Raw genomic sequence first — 16,549 nt, forward strand, 5'->3', positions numbered from 1 at the left:
TCGTCTCCATCCACGGATTTGGCTGCGCTCTCACAATAGTTATACAACTCTACGCTGACCATTCCTGTATGCAAGCAAGCAGAAAGCTCCTTATAGGTGTGAAAAAACCAGCGGCTATTCCTTCCGCAGTCAAACAGAGTCTAAATAGATATATTCCTCACAACGTGGGGATACAGGGGAGCTACCGCACCGGGAATATCGGGGACCGGGCACTTGGGGAGATACTCAAATCGAATCTGGAAACTGACGGGTATCGGACGTATCTCTTCGATAAGAATGTCCAGCAGAGTAATGCTCCGAATCGGATACTGGGTGGGGGTGGCGTTCTTCACGATTGGTACGGTACGGAGCATCTGTGGAAACGCCTCAACTATGCGACGAGCGGCGAGCGTGGATTTGTCATTGGAGTTGGCGCGCCGGGCTTTCACTCTGAGAGGGCTCGCTCTCTCATCTCAGAGACGCTGCCCCAGATGGAGGTAATAACAGTCCGTGACGAACGAGCGAAAAACAATATCCAACGTGTCTGTGACGTTGACGTAACCGTAACTGCTTGCCCGGTGTTCCTCTATGACGACCCAGATCTGGAAACGACCGAACAGACTGGCGTAAATTTCAGGCCGTATTTCGACGAGAAGGAGGATATGTCCGATGCAATTCTCAAAGAGTACTTTGGTTACGAGGACCTTGAGAATGCCACACAAAAGTATATCGCTACTGCACAGCGGATCTGTGACAAACTAGACAATCCGTTGTTCATACCGTTCCACGCCGACGACGAAGCCTTTGCACAGAAACATCTTGATATTCCTGTCTTCAAACACAAAGTCTCTGTCAGTCGGACTCTCAAGAAAGTGAGTCAGATGAAACGGATGGTCACTACACGGTATCACTCATTGATTTTCGCCGCTATCTGTGGCAAACCGGTACTCCCGCTGGCCTACGAGCCGAAGGTAGAGGCCGTCGCTGACCGTCTTGACGTTCCATGGTACAAACCGCACAGAGACATCCCCTTTCAGTTCACTTCGGTTTCGAACGTCGACACCATCAGGAGCGCTGCACAACAGAATATAAAGTTGCTTTCGGACCGATTGCAATAGGCTACTGGCATGCTATCGCCTCTTGGCTCCGATGATTGACCATCTTCCGATCTACTTCGACACCCAAAGCAGCTACTGGTTGTGAAAAACCCTATTTATCTGTTACGTTAGCTCCAATCTCAGGTGATACTATAAGTACTCGATTCTCGCTCGAACCTGATTTTTGATGCTGGACCTGGGGATGTACCCACCATAGAGGTTCACACCCATGAACAGCACAAAACCGACAGGCGGGAACACGACGAGAGCTATCAGTGGGCGAAAGGCGATGTTGTAGACGATGGCCGCGAATACACTGACGAACAGTGCCTGAAAGAACACCAGTCTGGCGACCCATCTGAATGGGACCAACTCGAACGGAGAGCGGACCCAGATGCCGACGTTTCCGAGGAATATCATGATATAGGATACAGTCGTGCCGATACCGGCACCGAATATCCCGTATCTCGGGATAAGCGTGACATTGAGCGCGACGTTGACCAGTAGCCCGACGAACGTGATGAGTTCACTTTCTCGGACGGACCCAGTGGCCTGTAATACTGGCACCACTGTCCGACTTATCCCCAAAAAGAACGTCCCGAAGATGAGCAACTTCAACGTTGACGCGGCGCCGGTGTACTCAGCTCCGAAGTAGACTGAAAGGAACGGTCCAGCGAGGATGAAAAGTCCGCTACCAAAGAGCGTTAGCGAGAGAATTCCGTACTTCACGCCGGTCTTGATGTTGCTGTTTATCTCCTCAATATTGTCGTTCTTCCAGAGTTTCGCACTTCGCTGGAGGAAGGCGAGCTGGATGACTGACGGGACAAACCATATCATCTCCGCTGGGACGATGGCGCTCTGATAGAGAGCTGTCGAAGCGTTCCCCTTGAACGTCTCGATGAGGAGAATATCTACCTTGTACAACAGCGTCGCACTTAACCCACCGATTAACTGAAACCCTCCATATACTGCGATTTCTCTGCCATAATCCCTGAAATCCGATAGTCCCACCACTGAGAAAGAGTAGTTTCTCACCAGGACAATCAGACCGAGCAGACTCAACAGCAGGAAGGAGAGCGCGTATCCATAGAAGACACCGACGACTTTGAAGCCTGCGTAGGCCAGCACCAGTGCAGAACTAGTGTACAGCACCTTTCGTGAGACCTCTAACACTTCACCGATAGACTCTCGCTGGAACCCATAGAACGTCCCTCGAACCGTGGTAAAGATATTGGCGAATATGATTGTCACCGCCAATATCCAGACATAGGGGACGTACCGAGCTGGGATAAGGTCAGTTTGGATGGTCAGAACGATAGAGATCGTCGCTACGATGGCGTAAATCACGCTAATCATCACGGCTGTCGAAATCACCGAGGAAACCGCTTGGCTGTCGTCTGAATGCTCGGCGACAATCTTCCGTGTCGCATCAAACAACCCCCCTTTCGACAGCAGTGTCACAATACTAAACGCGGCGAACATACTGGCAAACAGCCCGTACTCCGGCTGGGAGATGATACGAACGAGTATTGGGGTGAAAGCCAGACTAATCACTAAGCCTGCAAATTTCCCGGAGAAGATAGAGAGGACGGACCGGAGCAACGATGTCATTATCGTTGCGAGTAGAGAGTTTCCACGGTGACTTAGTTAGCAGGGATTCACGACGCTATTGAGGTGCTTATAGCGTTTCGGCGGCCAGTTCGGGGTCGACCCCCTGCAGACGTTCTTCTGCTCGGTCGTGGTCGTCAGAGTAGCCGATATCGTTTCGCCAGCCATTCATTCGGATCGCATCGACCGTTCGTCCCGAGTGCAGGCGGAGGTCGATAGCATCGAAGAATCTCGTACTCGTCCTGGTCGGAGGGCTGGACCATGTAGCAAGTGTGGAAAACCGCCGGTGAGAACGTATAGAAGCCAGTCATCATGAGATTCGACGGTAGATCGTCCGGTTTCTCGATGACTTCGGTGATTTCGCCGTACATGTTGGTGTCACAGACACCGTAGCGACTGACCTTGTCCCACGGGACCTCTTCAACGAGGAAGGCTGCGTCAGCTCGGTCTTCCTGTTGTCGGTTGACGGCATCCTGCGGATTTGCATTGAAGATGTTCTCCCCGAGCATCAGCATGAACTCATCGTTGAAGAGCACATCGACGACAGGACCGGTCGCGTGATTTCATTCACGTCGACAGTATCGTCCGTGGTATCGAGCTGACCGCCGAGCACGAACTCACCGGCGTGTACAACCTTCGTCAGTTGTAACGTAGTTTCCTGGCACTGAGTTCAACCGCACCATCCGCGCTAACTCTTTAGCGTCGACACGATCGGTTTTCTTGTCGGGGTCAGTGATCTGTTTCAATTTTACTGATTAGCAACAGATACATTCAAATACTCCGACAGAAGGCCATGGATGTGGTAGTAATTGCTGGTCGCTTCGAGTGCGGTCCTTGGAGGATACCGTACTCGAGACATGTATCAAGACAGAGACAGTTGTCACCTATAGTAGACAAGTAAGACATCAGGTCGGTTTCATGATACAGGCTAACTCAGTCGGAAGAGGTCTCAACAGCGACTTCGCCATCGTTCTGTAACCGTGCTTCTGCCTCCTCCCGATCCTCGGGATATCCAACGTCGATCCGCCAGCCCTCAAGTCCAATAGCATCAATAGTCCGCCCGCTCTGAATCAGCAAATCAATAGCCTCGCTAATCTCGTACTCCCCGCGATTGGACGGCTGCACCAGGTGACACGCGTGGAAGATCGCCGGCGTAAACGTGTAGAACCCGGTCATGACCAGATTCGACGGCGGGTTGTCGGGCTTCTCGACCACGTCTGTGATCTCGCCGAACTTGTTGGTATCACAGACTCCATACCGGTCGGCCTCCTCCCACGGGACCTCCTCGACCAGGAAGGCGGCGTCGGCGCGGTCCTCGCGCTGGCGCCGCACGACGTCCTCGAGGTTCGCCTGAAACACGTTGTCCCCGAGCATCAGCATGAAGTCGTCGTCGATGTGCTCCTCGACCATCAACAGCGCGTGAGCCAGCCCCTGTTGTTCGCGCTGGTGGGAATAGGTGATCGGGATCCCCTCGTATTCGTCGCCGTAGTGGTCGATGATCACTTCCTTCAGATACCCGACGACGACGATTAGCTCGTCGGCACCGAGCGCGGCCAACTGATCGAAACAGTGCGTAAGGATCGGCTCCCCGTCGACCTCGACCATCCCCTTCGGCTTGTCCTCGGTCAGCGGCCGGAGACGCGTTCCTTCCCCGGCGGCAAGTACGACGGCTTTCATTGCTAGAGAGTGCACCATGCCGACACATGATGGTTCCGGTCGGGTAGCCCCAGGAGAGCCTCTGGTAGACACTGACCGCGAGACGCAAGCGTGCTCGGCAGCACGAGCGTCGTCGGATCGTCGCCGCGGGCAACTCGAGGCCACCGGTGAGCACGGCAGCGTCCGTCGGCGTCGAACTGGCGGAAGAATGCGGAGCGTGCCGGAACCGAGAAGCGACCGCGCGTCGGCTACAGCAACCGACGGAGCGCGCGCAGCGGGAACGTGATAATTGCGATAACGAGGCTGATCGCTTCTTTGAGTATCGATCGTATTGCGCCGAGCATACTCAGGATATCGGGAACGAACGGGTTGTCGGTGCGGCCTGCCGACGCAAGCGACGGGATCGTATCTTCCACTTTGCAGCCTCAAGCCGTCTTTCGTGCAGTACTAGCGATCCCGCTAGTGTGGAACTCGTCATGCGAGCGTCTGACTGACGTTTTAGGGCCTGAATGTGGACGCGGTTGGTATGGCTACGTCAGGGTCGACACCCACCGGAACGGATACCGGATCACGGTCGACGGGCGACGATTCCCTCTCGAGACGGACCGCGGCGAACGTGGTTCGTCTCGGTGCGCGGATACAGCCGTGGCCCGCGTATCTCCTGGCCGCGTGCTGGCCGGGCGCCGGCCACGTCTACCGCGGCCAGTGGGCGCGGGGCTGCACCTGGGTGGCGCTGTACGGGGCTGCGCTCGTTCTTCTCAGTTCCGGCACGCTCCTCGCTGCGGGGTCGGTCACCGACCCGCTCCTCGTCACCGCGCTCCGCCTCGAGACGGTCGACTTCGGCGACGTGGCCATGCCACTCTCGATCCTCGTTCTCAGTCTGCTCGATCTGTACGCGCTCGCGACGCTCGACAACGTGGCCGAATGAATACGACGGACGAAACGAGAGCGCCGTCAGGGTGCGTGGTCACGTTCCAGTTGCTCCTATCATCACCGTCATGACCGCGGCCGCCGAAGTGGTCGAGAGCCATGGTATCAAAGAGCAATCGGCAGTGGCGCCTCGAGAGCAGACCGACCGGCGAACCGACGGCCGATAATTTCGAACTGACCGAGGAACCGATCCCCGAGCCGGGACCAAAAGAGGTCCTCGTCCGGACCGAGTACCTCTCCGTCGATCCGTACATGCGCGGTCGGATGCGCGACAGCGAGTCCTACGCCGACCCGTGGCCCGTCGGCGAGCCGATGCGGGCACGGGCCGTCGGCACGGTCGTTGAGTCGAACCACGCCGCGTTCGAGGCCGGCGACACCGTCTCGGGCAACCTGTACTGGGCCGAGTACGCGGCCGTCGACGGCACTGCCCTCGAGCCGGTCGACACGGGGACGGCACCGGGTTCGACGGCGCTGCACGTCCTGGGCATGCCCGGCCGGACCGCCTACGTCGGCACCGTCGACGTCGGCGGGGTCGAACCCGGCGATACGGTCGTCGTCTCCGCCGCGGCCGGCGCGGTCGGCTCCGTCGCCGGCCAGATCGCTCGAATTGCCGGCTGCCGCGTGGTCGGGATCACGGGCCGGGACGAGAAGGCCGACTGGCTCACCGGCGACTGCGGCTTCGACGCGGCGATCAACTACCGCACGACCGACGACCTCTCGGCGGCGGTCGCCGACACCTGCCCGCGCGGCGTCGACCTCTACTTCGAGAACGTCGGCGGAGAGGTAAGCGATGCCGTCATGGACCACCTCGTCGATCACTCTCGAGTGGCCGTCTGCGGGAAGATCGCCCTTTACAACGCGGAAGCGGGCGACGATCGACTGTACGGGCCGCGACGCCTCCACCAGCGGACCCGCACTCGCGTTGAGGGGTTTATCGTCAGCGATCACGCCGATCGGTTCGACCACATCAATGCGCGGCTCCGGCGGTGGGTCGAGGCTGACCGCCTCCAGTATCGCGAGACGGTCACTGGCGGCATCGAAACCGCTGCCGACGCGTTCCTGGGGCTGTTCGACGGGACGAACGTGGGGAAACAACTCGTCCGGATCGACGACGACTGATTCCACTGGGGAGCCCTGCGCGACCGAGCTCGCGGACTGCTCCCTCGCCGAAGCGGTCGACGCAACCCGGGTCGTCGTGGACGGCCGCCGGCTCGTCGAGCGCCGAGACGGGAGTACCGACGACGGACTGAGCTGAGAACCGCTCGATCGACGATCGTGCGCGCGTTCCTCGCCGCTCGAGTTGGCATGGCTCGTCCCCGGAGAGTCCCCGTTGAGCCCGAGACGAGTCCCGCGCCAGCGGGCACCCTCACCGCCGCTCGTGGTCGACACCCGGCCCGTCGCCGCGTCGTTCGGCGTAGATAACGGTAACAAGCAGATAAACGCCGAGCGCGACGGCCGCGAGTCGAACCGATTCGGTGGGATCGGCGCGGTCGAGGGCGGCGTGGAGCCACCAGACGTTCCCCAGCGCCGAGTGACTCAGCTCTCGGAAGGCCCCGCGATAGATCGGCGTCACGCGCCAGAAATCAGGGAGCAGCGCCCAGCAGCCGCTCGCGACGACGATGGGGGCGTCGTATCGCGTCCGGACGGGGAGATACGCCAGAAGGAGCGTTGCACCGGTCGCACCGACCGCGAAGTGTGTCAGGGCGAGGCTCATGTCTCGTCGTTCGACCCGCTGCGATACAAAGCGGGGGTGGTGGGACCGTCGCAGGGGTGGTTGTCCCTCGAGCGGATGGCATATCCGTCCGCCAACGGAGTCATCCATTCGCCCTTGGACGCCGGTTGCAGATCAGCTCTCGGACACGCGACAGTATACCGACCCTCGAGCCCTGCCTGCTGCTCGAGCGAAGCAATCGAGCCAGACGGCGGTGTTGGAGGCTCTGACGGGTAAATCGCCTGCTGTGGTCTACGACCGATCCGGTAAGATCCGCGGAATCGGATACGTTCCACCGTTGGCGTGAATCACCTGCCCAGTAATGAACGACGCTCGATCTGACGCAACAAATGAACAGACCTCGGCGATCTCGTCGACAGTTCCGATTCGACCGAGCGGCGTCGCCGCGAGGATCGCGTCCTTCGCCTGTTCCCATTCGTCGGTGTGGTCCCGGCCGACCTCGATGAGTCCGGGTGAGACGGCATTGACGCGGACGCCGTCTCGTCCGAACTCGCTCGCCAACTGTCTGGTCAGGCCCTCGATGGCGAACTTCGTTCCGTACGAGTGAGCGTGATTCGGACGACCCAGATACACCATCGCACCGATCACGTTGACTATCGAACCGCCACCGTGATCCAGCATGTCGGGAATGACGTGCTGGGCCGTGAGAAGGTTCCCGCGGAAATTCACGTTCATCGCCCGATCGATATCGTCAACGGTCAGATCGAGGAGCGGTTTTACCGGTCTGTAGGTGGCGTTGTTCACGAGCGTGTCGATCGGCCCGAGTTCCGAACGGATCGTGCGAACCAGCTCCTCGACGTCGCTGGGTGCCCCTAAATCGCCAAGTGCGATGGCCGCTTCGCCACCCGCCGCTTGAACACGTCTGGCGGTTTCTTCGCAACCCTCCCGGTTTGTGTGGGCGACAACGCCGACGTCTGCTCCCTGTTCGGCCAGTTTCACTGCAATCGCTCGTCCGATATTTCTGCTCGCACCGGTGACGAGCGCCGTTCGTCCGTCCATTTCCATGGGTGGTATACCTTCACACAGAAAGTAATTGTTCGCCTCTCACGGGTATTTCTCTGCCGTTCGGTGTATGTGCATGACCATCAGTTCGGACGGTCTCACTGCTGATCACCCACAGCTACATGAGTAGATGCCATAACTAGTAACAAGAGACATCTGTTACACGATTGGTGCGCACACCCTCTGCGATCCTGAAGCACCCATCTAGTCGCTGACTGTGTGAAATAACAGATACAAGTGTATCGGAGTGTAATACTACAGGTTCGATTAGTAGATTGTATCGGACATATTTATCCGGGTACAAACTCCGAAACGAGCGATCGAGAGGTGTGACGGACCGAACTCGAGGCCTGACTGCAGGCGATCGATGACCGAGTGGGGGAGAACACTAGAACAAGCCTCGAACGACCGCAATTCGCCACGACTCACGTCTCGATACGCGGCTCGAAACGCTCCGAACGGCTAAGTCGACCCCACGACCTCGTAGAACCATGAACGTGCGCAAACGCATCGGGCTCAGACTGCACCGGGCGATGCTGTACTGGGGCCTGCTCAAACACCCGTTCGGACGGGAGTACGTGCGGGAGCACTACTCGCCGACGGGGAAGGAGACGAAACCGCCCGCCGAGTCGACGGTCGACACCATCCCAGTCGGGCCGGCGGACCCGGACGCATCGCGCTGAGTGACCCACCGCGCGATTCCGCGCCGTCCTAGTATTCCGGTTCCTCGAGTAGAGTCGCTGGGAACGGGCCCATGGTTTTATCGGCGGCTGCGGCGACGTGCGAGGTGATATGCAACGACAGGAACGCGATCCGACCTCGCAGCCGGTAATCGCCGCACTCGAGGGACAGGAGTGTTCGTTCTGTGATGAAGGGGAACTGGTCCGCAACACCTACAAGGGAAACGATGCCGTGATCTGCGACGCGTGTGACACGCCCGGTGCGCAGTTCTGGTGACCGTCTGCCGGCTGCGCCTGTGTTTTCAACCGCCTGTAAACCGACCCGGACCGGCTCCGCCAGACAACGCGACGAAGACACCGACCCGCGAACCAACTGCGTCGACGCTCGAGAACAGTGGCAACTGCCGCCCGCCACCCGACGTGTTTCTTCAAGACCAACGGAACCCTAGCGCACTAGCGACCGGTCCCGAGCGCTACTAGTACCTGAACCGACTGGGTGGCTGACAAAACGATAGTCGTAGCCCGTCCGATTCGAACGTTAAACAGCGAGCCCGAACCCTGTCGTTACCGGTTGACGGCGCTGAGGAAAAACGAGGAGAACACCGTCTGGAGCCCGATGACGACCGCCGTAAAGGCCGCCATTGCGCCCATCGTGAACTCGAGCGAGGCGAAGCCGTTCGTCGCCCACTGGAGGAGCAGGCCTACCGCGTAGAGCCCGCCGACGGCGAACACGAGTAGGCCGGCCGTCGCACCGTGTTCGAGCGACAGCGACTCCGTCACGCGCTGCGTGATCGGATCTTCGGGTTTTCGGATGGGATCGCTCGTCACGGCGGCGAACACCCCGAGACTGGAGATCTGATAGCCGACGATGGTCAACAGGCTCCCGGCGATCATCGAGTGGAGCCCGAGGGTGACGCCGTTGACTGCAGTGCCGGTGAACGTGACGCCCATCACGCTGATTCCGAGCAAACACATCAGGAGTCCCGGTGCAGAGAACAGATAGCCCGGCGCGTTCACGAGCATGAAGTGGACGTGGCGCCAGCCGTCGCGGAAGCTCTCGAGGGTCTCCTCGCCCTCCCGCTCGTGGTAGACGATCGGGGTTTCGACGATCGCGAGATCCTTCGCGCCGGCTTCCATGATCATCTCGCTGGCGAACTCCATCCCGGTCGTCTCGAGGTCCATCGTCTCGTAGGCCTCTTTCGTGAAGATCCGAAAGCCGCTGTGCGCATCGCTAACGCCGGCCCCGTAGAAGACGTTCAGAAATTTCGTCAGGAACGGGTTGCCGATATATTGATGCAGTGACGGCATCGCACCGGGCTTGATTTCGCCCTCGAGTCGACTCCCCATCACCATATCGCCGTCCTCATCGCGAAGATGGGACAGCAGGCGCGGGATCTGTTCGAAGTCGTAAGTCGTGTCGGCGTCACCCATGACGATGTAGTCGCCGCGGGCGCGATCGAACGCGTACCGGTAGGCGTAGCCGTACCCCGGCTGATCGGGCTCGTAGATGATCGCTCCTAACTCTCGTCCGATCTCGGGCGTGCGATCGGTCGAACTGTCGCTCAGGATGATCTCGGTGGGCATCCCCAGTGTGGCGATCGCGGTCTTTGCCCGTGTGATGCACTCCGCGACGCCGTCTTCTTCGTTGAGCGTCGGCATTACCACGCTCAACACCGGTTTCTGGTCGCTGTCCGCGCCGACGAGGAGGTCGTCGGCTTCGTGGTCGTCGGTGAGCTCGCTGTCCGCCCCCCGCTCGAAGTCGTCCTCGAACGACTGGGCCGTCGATTCTGCTGCCGTCGGATGCCTCTGATTTCCGTGTCCTGATGAACTCATACTGGTTGTCCTCGTGCTGCCCTCGTCCGAGCGGTTCGACGATGGATCCTGTCGCTCTCATCTAGTCGGCGGTCGTCTGAGACCGCAGATCCACTGACTGCTATGTCGTACCAGCAACGATTCCATAAACGTTCGGTATTAAGTCAATACATACCTAGTACGAGAGCCGAAACGGCGCTCGGTTGTATCATGTAACATCATACGGAGAAAAACAGAGACAGGGATTTCTGTCTCTGAGTGACCACCGACCGTGGATCCGTCTCTCGTCCGGCCCCCCTCGGCTTACGACTCCGCGGGCTGCGCACTCGAGTTCGACGACGCGGCGACGTCGATCCAGAGGTGGACCGAATACTCCGTATCGTCCATCGACGGCTCGGCCGGCACGTCGCCGCCGGGGAAGAGCAACCAGACGACGCGCTGATTGTCGCCGGTCATCGTCGGCTCGAGTTCGTACGTCTGGTGCCAGCTCTCGTTGTTCGCGACCGTGGTTTCGAACCGATCGAGTTCGCGTTGCTCCCGGACGACCGTTTCGTTGACCGTGGCGGTCGGATCTCCCGACTCGAGGGCCGTCTCGTTCTCGACCACCTCGACGTCCTGCTCGAGGACCACCACCGTGTACTCCGTTCGCTCCCCTTCGTGATTGTCGATCCCGACGACCAACTCCTGGCTCTCGCCCTGAACGAATTCGGTCGGATAGTCGTCGGCGACCAGCTCGCCGTCGTCGTTCTCGGTCAACAGATAGATCGCCGAGAACTGCTCGCCGTCGGGCGGGACCATGACCGCGTAGCCGACGGTCCCGACCGCGAGAACGACCGACACGACCAGCAGCACGTTCAGCGCGGCGTCAGCGCGCGTATCCGGCTCGAGGAGCTCCGACCGACCGGCGGCGTACCATGCCCGATAGGGCACCTGAAACCGCTCCTCGACCGGGAGCTCTCGCCGACGTCCGGCCGCAACGGCGGCCGACACGAGCGTGAACCCGCTGACGGAAACCGCGATCGGGACGAGTCGAATGCCCCAGGGCGTGAAGTTGAGCACGAGGCCGATCAGGGGAACGATGGCGATGCTGAGCCCGAAGGAGAGGGCGACGCGCTCGAGGCCGTCGATCCCGGCCCGCGAGGAGATGGAGTCGTACCAGCCGTCCGAATCGGCACTCCCAGCCGTCTCGCGCTCGGTCGGTGTGTCCGGCTCGTCGGACCGTTCCGGTGACTCGCCGGCCTCGGGAAACAGCGCCGCGATGAACGCGTAGCCGGGCACGAACAACACGAACGCGAGGCCGAGCGGGACCCGGAGAGGTGTCTCTCGAATTACGGGTGCCAGTGCGGCGACGTTCGTCGCGACGACGAGCGCGATCACCGCGGCGAGATCGGCCGGTAACTGTCTGAGTGGCCGTGGCAGCAGGAGCCACAACGACCGGAACGCGACCATTCGACCACTAGTACTGCCAACGGGGGTAAAAACGAACCGATGAACTGCCGCGGGGTAAGATCGAATGTTCAGTCGGTCTCCCTCTCTGGAAATTCCGCCGGGGTATCACCACTTCTCGACGAGGCCGACCAAAGACCAAGTAGCGTCAACAGGATTGTCGACGTAAGATGGGCACGGCCGATGAGCAGATTCGAGTGAGTGACCTAGTGAAACGCGAACTGGAGAAACGGAAGCGCGAAGGCGAGAGTTACAACGACGTCCTCGAGCGTGTACTTGGCGAGAAGACCGTAGGCGACTTCTCCGATGGGTTTGGTCGCTGGTCCGGTGAGGAAGCTCAGAGCGTCCGTGAGGGTCGCCAGAAAGCCAAGGAAAAGCGCAAGGAGCGAATGCGCCAACGGGCCGAGAACAGCGCGTGAAGGTCCTCGTTGGCGAAGGGAATCTTCCGAACGGCGACGTTGGCGGGCGAGATCGCTGGCGAGATCGCGCCTGGAGGCCCCTACCTCGATGGGCTAGACGCGCTGATTGCAGCCGTAGGGCGCGAGCTGGACGCGCCTGTAGTCTCTGGAGACGGCGATCTCACTCACGCGGAGACGGAAGAGGTCATCGAGGTCGATGAATACAAAGACTGACGTGCTGCTCACCTTCAGTCAGCTTTGTCCCCTCTGACTGCACTACTAGTACTCGGCGAAACGAATCGGTTCTAGATGGACCCACTAGTAACTGCTCGGGTGGATGGGGTCGACTACGATAGCGGTCACTCGAGGGAACGAGTCACGCCCTAGTAGCCACCGAAACGCGTTCCATACTGATCGCACAGTCCGCGGTTCTCGCTCACCGTGTTCGCTCCGAACCGCGCCCGCTCCGAACCGCGCGACTATCGTGTGATCAACTGCACAATGACTGTCCGTGACTACTAGAGTACGACCGCTAGCGGGTCGTGAGTAACTGCTTCAGAATACGCAATTCCTCGGCGTCCGAGATCTGTTCGGACTCGAGACAGGCGTGTGCGACCTTGTGTACGAGTTCGGGATCCGCGAAGACTGCTTGGTCGCTCGCGAGTTGGCGTTCGAGCGCCTCGACCCGTGCAGCGAGTTCGTCGATTTCGTCGTCCTCGTTCGTCGCCGTGCTCTCACGCTCGTCCGCGAGGGGGCTACCGGTCGAGGGATGACCGTCTCGAGCGCCGGGACCCGACGCGTGCGCCGCGGCGTTCGAACCGGACGCGCGGTCCTCGCGATCCGCGGACTCGCCGGCCTCGAGGGAGTCTGTCTCGAGCGTGTCGCCCTCGGGTGAGTCGCCCCCGAGAGAGCCTTCACCGGATGAGTCGGTCTCCTTGGTTCCGCGCGCCGTCCCCGTACTATCCGCGTCGGATCCACTCGCACTGACCGCCGTGTCCGCGTCGAGCCCACCCGCACGGACCGCGGATTCCGTGTCGTCAGTTCCCGTCCCGTCAGTATACGCGCCCTCGACCGATCCCTCGTCGAGATCGTCGTCGATGCTCGCGGTTTCGTCCGCCGCTGCGTCGGCTTCGGCTTCTTCGTCGGAATTCGCGTCGTCCATCTCGAGGGGAGGATCCGACCGGTCGAACAGTCGCGCGACGAACGTCTGGCGCTCGGACCAGTCGAAACCGTCGATCCCGTTTACACGCTGACTGATGGTCGCGCTGGTCACGCCGAGTCGCTCCGCGAGCTCCGCCTGCGTCGCGTTCGGCCGCCGCTCGATCTCGTGGAGCGTCTCCAGTTGTTTTTCGGTGATATCGGCCGTCTCGAGCGGTCGACTCTCGTCGGGACTGTCGTGGGTGCTCATAGCTGAATCGGTCACTCCGGAATCGCGGTCGTCGTACGCTGTCGAACGCTGCTCCCCCAGGATCATCGAATCGTCGTCCTCCCCGACCGATCCCCGATCGTCGTCGCTGCTCGGACCGCCGTCCCCGTTCGGGTCGGCATCCTCGCTCGAATCGACATCCCCGCTCAGATCGGCCTCACCACTTCGATCGTCGTCGTCCGGTTCCGATTCGGGATCATCGGTAGTGAGGCGTCCCGGGTCGCCGTATTCGTCGAGTACCTGTTCGACGAGCGACGTGGTCGCGCCGGTGACCTCGTCGGCGACGGCTTCCATCGACGCGTCCGGTCGCGCTTCCGCGACGGACAGGATTCGCTTGTGGACGACCGCTCGCGGAAACGTCGTTTCCCGCCCTATACGGCCCGCTGAGTCGGTTGATTGTGTATTACCCATACTCGCCTCGAACGGTAATTCGCGCTACGTCTCCCGTCCTCCACCCGCTCGCTTATATCTTTTTCACACGATTGATGCCATTCATATTCTTGGTAAATTTTCCCTGAATAAGAGCTAGCGGGAGGGAACCAAGGAACGCTACGAACGAGGAACGTAACGTCCCGCAAACGGGGCACGACGCATCCCGCGAACGGGCCGTCAGTCGTCCGCCGGAACCCCGCCGTCCGAGGACTCGTCGAGATCGCACAGTTGCCGCGCTCGCTCGAGGACGCTCGCCGCCTCGTCCGGAGACACGCCGCCGGGATCGAACGCAGCGCGTTCGTACTCCCGCGTGACGTCGCGGAGTAACGCGGCGTCCGCCGCGTCGTCGGTTCGAAACCGCTGATAGAACTCCCAGTGGGTCAGCGCGTCGGGCCCGTCGATCCGCGACGCCAGTGCCCGCCGAACGGCGGCGTACCCTGTTCGTGCCGCATCGTCCGGCCGGCCGTTCGACAGCTGTTCGCTCGCTCGTGCGAGCAGGGGTTCGACGGCGTCGACCGACGGAGACGACGCGTCCGCCGATCGCGTCCCGGCCGCCGGTCCGCCCGCTGTGGGCTCCCCGTCGCCCGCGGCGCCGTCCCCAGGGCCCGTTCCGCCGGCACGGCGATACCACCAGACGCCGAGCCCGACCGCGATCACGGCGAGGAATCCGACGGCGAGCCAGAGTGGAGACGACAGCTGCGTGCCCGCGTCGCCGATCGTAACGATCGTTTCTGCCGTCGCGGCCTCGATGTTCGAGCCGCTCCCGTCGTAGACCGCAGTCACGGTCACCTCGCCCCCAGCGATCGAGTTCGGAACGGAGATGCGTTCCTCGAACGTCCCGCCTGCGTTGGTCGTGACGGTGCCGACGGTCGTACCGTCGATTTGAATCTGTACTGGCTCGCCCCGAATGCCGTCGCCGTCTGCCGTGGCGAGCGTCCCGTTGACCGTCACCGCACGGTCGCCGTCCGACAGTCCCTCGATCGAGAGGTCGCTCTCGGTCTCGCGGACCGTTACGTTCGTTCCGTCGGCCGCCGCGGCGAGAGCGCGATCCTCGAACGGCAGCCGGACGCTCAGTTCCTGTTGGCCGTCTTCGACGGCCGCAGGCAGCGAGACCGAGGTCTCAAACACGCCGTTCTGGACCGGTGCCGTGCCGATTCGCTCGCCGTCGACGGTCACCGCGACGGAGACGTTGTCGACGGCGATCCCGTCGACGCGAAGCTCGCCCGCGACGGCGTGTTGCTCGCCGTATGACAGCTCATTTGGTGCCTCCTCCAGCGAGACGGTCGGATCGACCTGATCGATCGAGACGCTGACGTTCGTCTCGTCACCCAGATACGTCGATTGGGATTCGGGGACGTATCGGATCTCGAGTTCGTCAGCGGACAGCGACTCGTCGGTCGGGCGATACTCGAGGGTGAATCCACCAGCCGAATCCGTCGTGACCCGCTCCGTGTGGTTGCCGACGTCGAGTCGGACCTCCTCGTTCGCAATCGGAGCGCCGTCCGCCGTCCGCAGTTCGCCCGTCGCGACCAGCGGCTCGAGGAACGAGATCGACTCCTGGTCGGGCGTGAGCGTCAGTTCCGTCTCCGTAAATTGTTGTTCCCGAACGATCGCCTGCTCCGATCGGATCTCCGTGGTCACGTTCTCGATCGCCGCGTCGGGCTCCGAGAGATCAGCGCCCGTCCCCGCCTCGATCTCGTCGTAGCGCTCCCGGACCGAGCCGCCGAGGGACCCGATTTCGTCCGCGAGCGTCTCGAGTTCCCGTCCGAGTTCCCGTGCACGCTCCTCGTTCCCCGCTTCGCGGGCCGCCTCGTACTCGTCTTTGGTCTCCCGATACTCCGCAACGGCTTCGGACAGCCGGGCCTGCTGCTCGCCGGCTTCCTCGAACTGCTCCTCGTGACTCTCCCCCTCGGTCTGTCCCGCAACGTCGACGTACTGACCCAGCCGATCGCGGTACTCCTCCCCGACGTACTCACTGGCGAGCTCGTACTCGCCCTCGCTCAGCTGGATCGCGCCGTCGCCGAGCTGGGCCGCCAACCGATCGGCCAGCCAGCCTTCGACGCTCTCGAGGTCGCCGTCCTCGGCGTAGTCATCGGGATTCCGATGGGGGGTCGTCTCGTTTCGATCCTCGTTAGTGGCGTTTTGCTGGGCCACAACGAACTGAGCGGCGTTGCCATCGACTGCAGCGGTCGAACTCGTCATGACGATCCCGCCGGTCATCGCCACGGAGACGACGAACAGAGCGAGGATCAGTGCTCGACCACCGGCGTAGTTCACACCGGAGAGTTGCGACGCATCCCAATAAGGTATTCTCTCGAATCGTATCCACTGCGAGTGATCACCCATTCAGA

The 16,549-nt window shown here is 61.0% G+C and carries 15 protein-coding genes and 3 pseudogenes; 7 read left to right on the forward strand and 11 right to left on the reverse strand.

Features of this window, described 5'->3' with window-relative positions; translation table 11 throughout:
- The first annotated feature begins 68 nt into the window (after positions 1–68).
- Positions 69–1,097, forward strand: a complete 1,029-nt coding sequence (locus LDH74_RS10020) for a polysaccharide pyruvyl transferase family protein (protein WP_226042360.1) — start codon at positions 69–71, stop codon at positions 1,095–1,097.
- Positions 1,098–1,226: 129 nt separating this feature from the next.
- Here LDH74_RS10020 and LDH74_RS10025 read toward each other — a convergent pair whose 3' ends face one another.
- From LDH74_RS10025 to LDH74_RS10045, 5 genes and pseudogenes are all read right to left on the reverse strand, one after another.
- The gene (locus tag LDH74_RS10025) at positions 1,227–2,687 is read right to left on the reverse strand and encodes a flippase (RefSeq protein WP_226042361.1); all 1,461 of its coding nucleotides are present in this window, start codon (positions 2,685–2,687) and stop codon (positions 1,227–1,229) included.
- A gap of 67 nt (positions 2,688–2,754) precedes the next feature.
- Positions 2,755–3,211, reverse strand: a pseudogene (locus LDH74_RS10030) (sugar phosphate nucleotidyltransferase); the annotation flags it as partial.
- 108 nt (positions 3,212–3,319) lie between these two features.
- Positions 3,320–3,510: pseudogene (locus LDH74_RS10035) on the reverse strand (IS110 family transposase); the annotation flags it as partial.
- Positions 3,511–3,617: 107 nt separating this feature from the next.
- Positions 3,618–4,361, reverse strand: coding sequence for a UTP--glucose-1-phosphate uridylyltransferase AglF (aglF, locus tag LDH74_RS10040; protein WP_226042362.1), 744 nt, complete (start codon positions 4,359–4,361; stop codon positions 3,618–3,620).
- A gap of 227 nt (positions 4,362–4,588) precedes the next feature.
- Positions 4,589–4,756: a hypothetical protein gene (locus LDH74_RS10045; protein WP_226042363.1), complete on the reverse strand. Its 168-nt coding sequence runs from the start codon at positions 4,754–4,756 to the stop codon at positions 4,589–4,591.
- Between the two features lie 110 nt (positions 4,757–4,866).
- Here LDH74_RS10045 and LDH74_RS10050 point away from each other — a divergent pair, with 110 nt between their 5' ends.
- A complete protein-coding gene (locus LDH74_RS10050; RefSeq protein WP_345778543.1) occupies positions 4,867–5,268 on the forward strand; it encodes a hypothetical protein in 402 nt (133 codons plus the stop codon).
- Positions 5,269–5,369: 101 nt separating this feature from the next.
- The gene (locus LDH74_RS10055) at positions 5,370–6,389 is read left to right on the forward strand and encodes an NADP-dependent oxidoreductase (RefSeq protein WP_226042364.1); all 1,020 of its coding nucleotides are present in this window, start codon (positions 5,370–5,372) and stop codon (positions 6,387–6,389) included.
- A gap of 247 nt (positions 6,390–6,636) precedes the next feature.
- Here the strand turns inward: LDH74_RS10055 and LDH74_RS10060 are convergent, their stop codons facing one another.
- Entirely contained in the window at positions 6,637–6,984 is a 348-nt protein-coding gene (locus LDH74_RS10060; protein ID WP_226042365.1) for a hypothetical protein, read from the reverse strand.
- A gap of 249 nt (positions 6,985–7,233) precedes the next feature.
- The gene (locus tag LDH74_RS10065) at positions 7,234–8,007 is read right to left on the reverse strand and encodes an SDR family NAD(P)-dependent oxidoreductase (RefSeq protein ID WP_226042366.1); all 774 of its coding nucleotides are present in this window, start codon (positions 8,005–8,007) and stop codon (positions 7,234–7,236) included.
- A 488-nt stretch (positions 8,008–8,495) separates the two neighbouring features.
- Between LDH74_RS10065 and LDH74_RS10070 the strand changes: the two genes are divergently transcribed.
- Together LDH74_RS10070 and LDH74_RS10075 are read left to right on the forward strand one after the other, a co-directional pair.
- Entirely contained in the window at positions 8,496–8,687 is a 192-nt protein-coding gene (locus tag LDH74_RS10070; protein WP_226042367.1) for a hypothetical protein, read from the forward strand.
- Between the two features lie 109 nt (positions 8,688–8,796).
- Complete coding sequence (locus tag LDH74_RS10075; RefSeq protein ID WP_226042368.1) at positions 8,797–8,961, forward strand: HVO_A0556 family zinc finger protein; 165 nt, start codon at positions 8,797–8,799, stop codon at positions 8,959–8,961.
- 287 nt (positions 8,962–9,248) lie between these two features.
- Here the strand turns inward: LDH74_RS10075 and LDH74_RS10080 are convergent, their stop codons facing one another.
- A complete protein-coding gene (locus tag LDH74_RS10080; RefSeq protein ID WP_226042369.1) occupies positions 9,249–10,517 on the reverse strand; it encodes a glycosyltransferase family 2 protein in 1,269 nt (422 codons plus the stop codon).
- Between the two features lie 282 nt (positions 10,518–10,799).
- Positions 10,800–11,945, reverse strand: a complete 1,146-nt coding sequence (locus LDH74_RS10085) for a DUF1616 domain-containing protein (RefSeq protein ID WP_226042370.1) — start codon at positions 11,943–11,945, stop codon at positions 10,800–10,802.
- Positions 11,946–12,112: 167 nt separating this feature from the next.
- Here LDH74_RS10085 and LDH74_RS10090 point away from each other — a divergent pair, with 167 nt between their 5' ends.
- Positions 12,113–12,361, forward strand: a complete 249-nt coding sequence (locus tag LDH74_RS10090) for an antitoxin VapB family protein (protein WP_226042371.1) — start codon at positions 12,113–12,115, stop codon at positions 12,359–12,361.
- Between the two features lie 39 nt (positions 12,362–12,400).
- Positions 12,401–12,574, forward strand: a pseudogene (locus LDH74_RS10095) (VapC toxin family PIN domain ribonuclease); the annotation flags it as partial.
- A gap of 298 nt (positions 12,575–12,872) precedes the next feature.
- Here the strand turns inward: LDH74_RS10095 and LDH74_RS10100 are convergent.
- Positions 12,873–14,177, reverse strand: coding sequence for a helix-turn-helix domain-containing protein (locus LDH74_RS10100; RefSeq protein ID WP_226042373.1), 1,305 nt, complete (start codon positions 14,175–14,177; stop codon positions 12,873–12,875).
- Between the two features lie 198 nt (positions 14,178–14,375).
- Positions 14,376–16,475 carry a hypothetical protein gene (locus LDH74_RS10105; protein ID WP_226042374.1) on the reverse strand — a complete coding sequence of 700 codons (2,100 nt, stop codon included), beginning with the start codon at positions 16,473–16,475 and terminating at the stop codon, positions 14,376–14,378.
- Between the last annotated feature and the right edge of the window lie 74 nt (positions 16,476–16,549).

This window comes from Natrinema sp. DC36, assembly GCF_020405225.1.
Classification (GTDB): Archaea; Halobacteriota; Halobacteria; order Halobacteriales; family Natrialbaceae; genus Natrinema.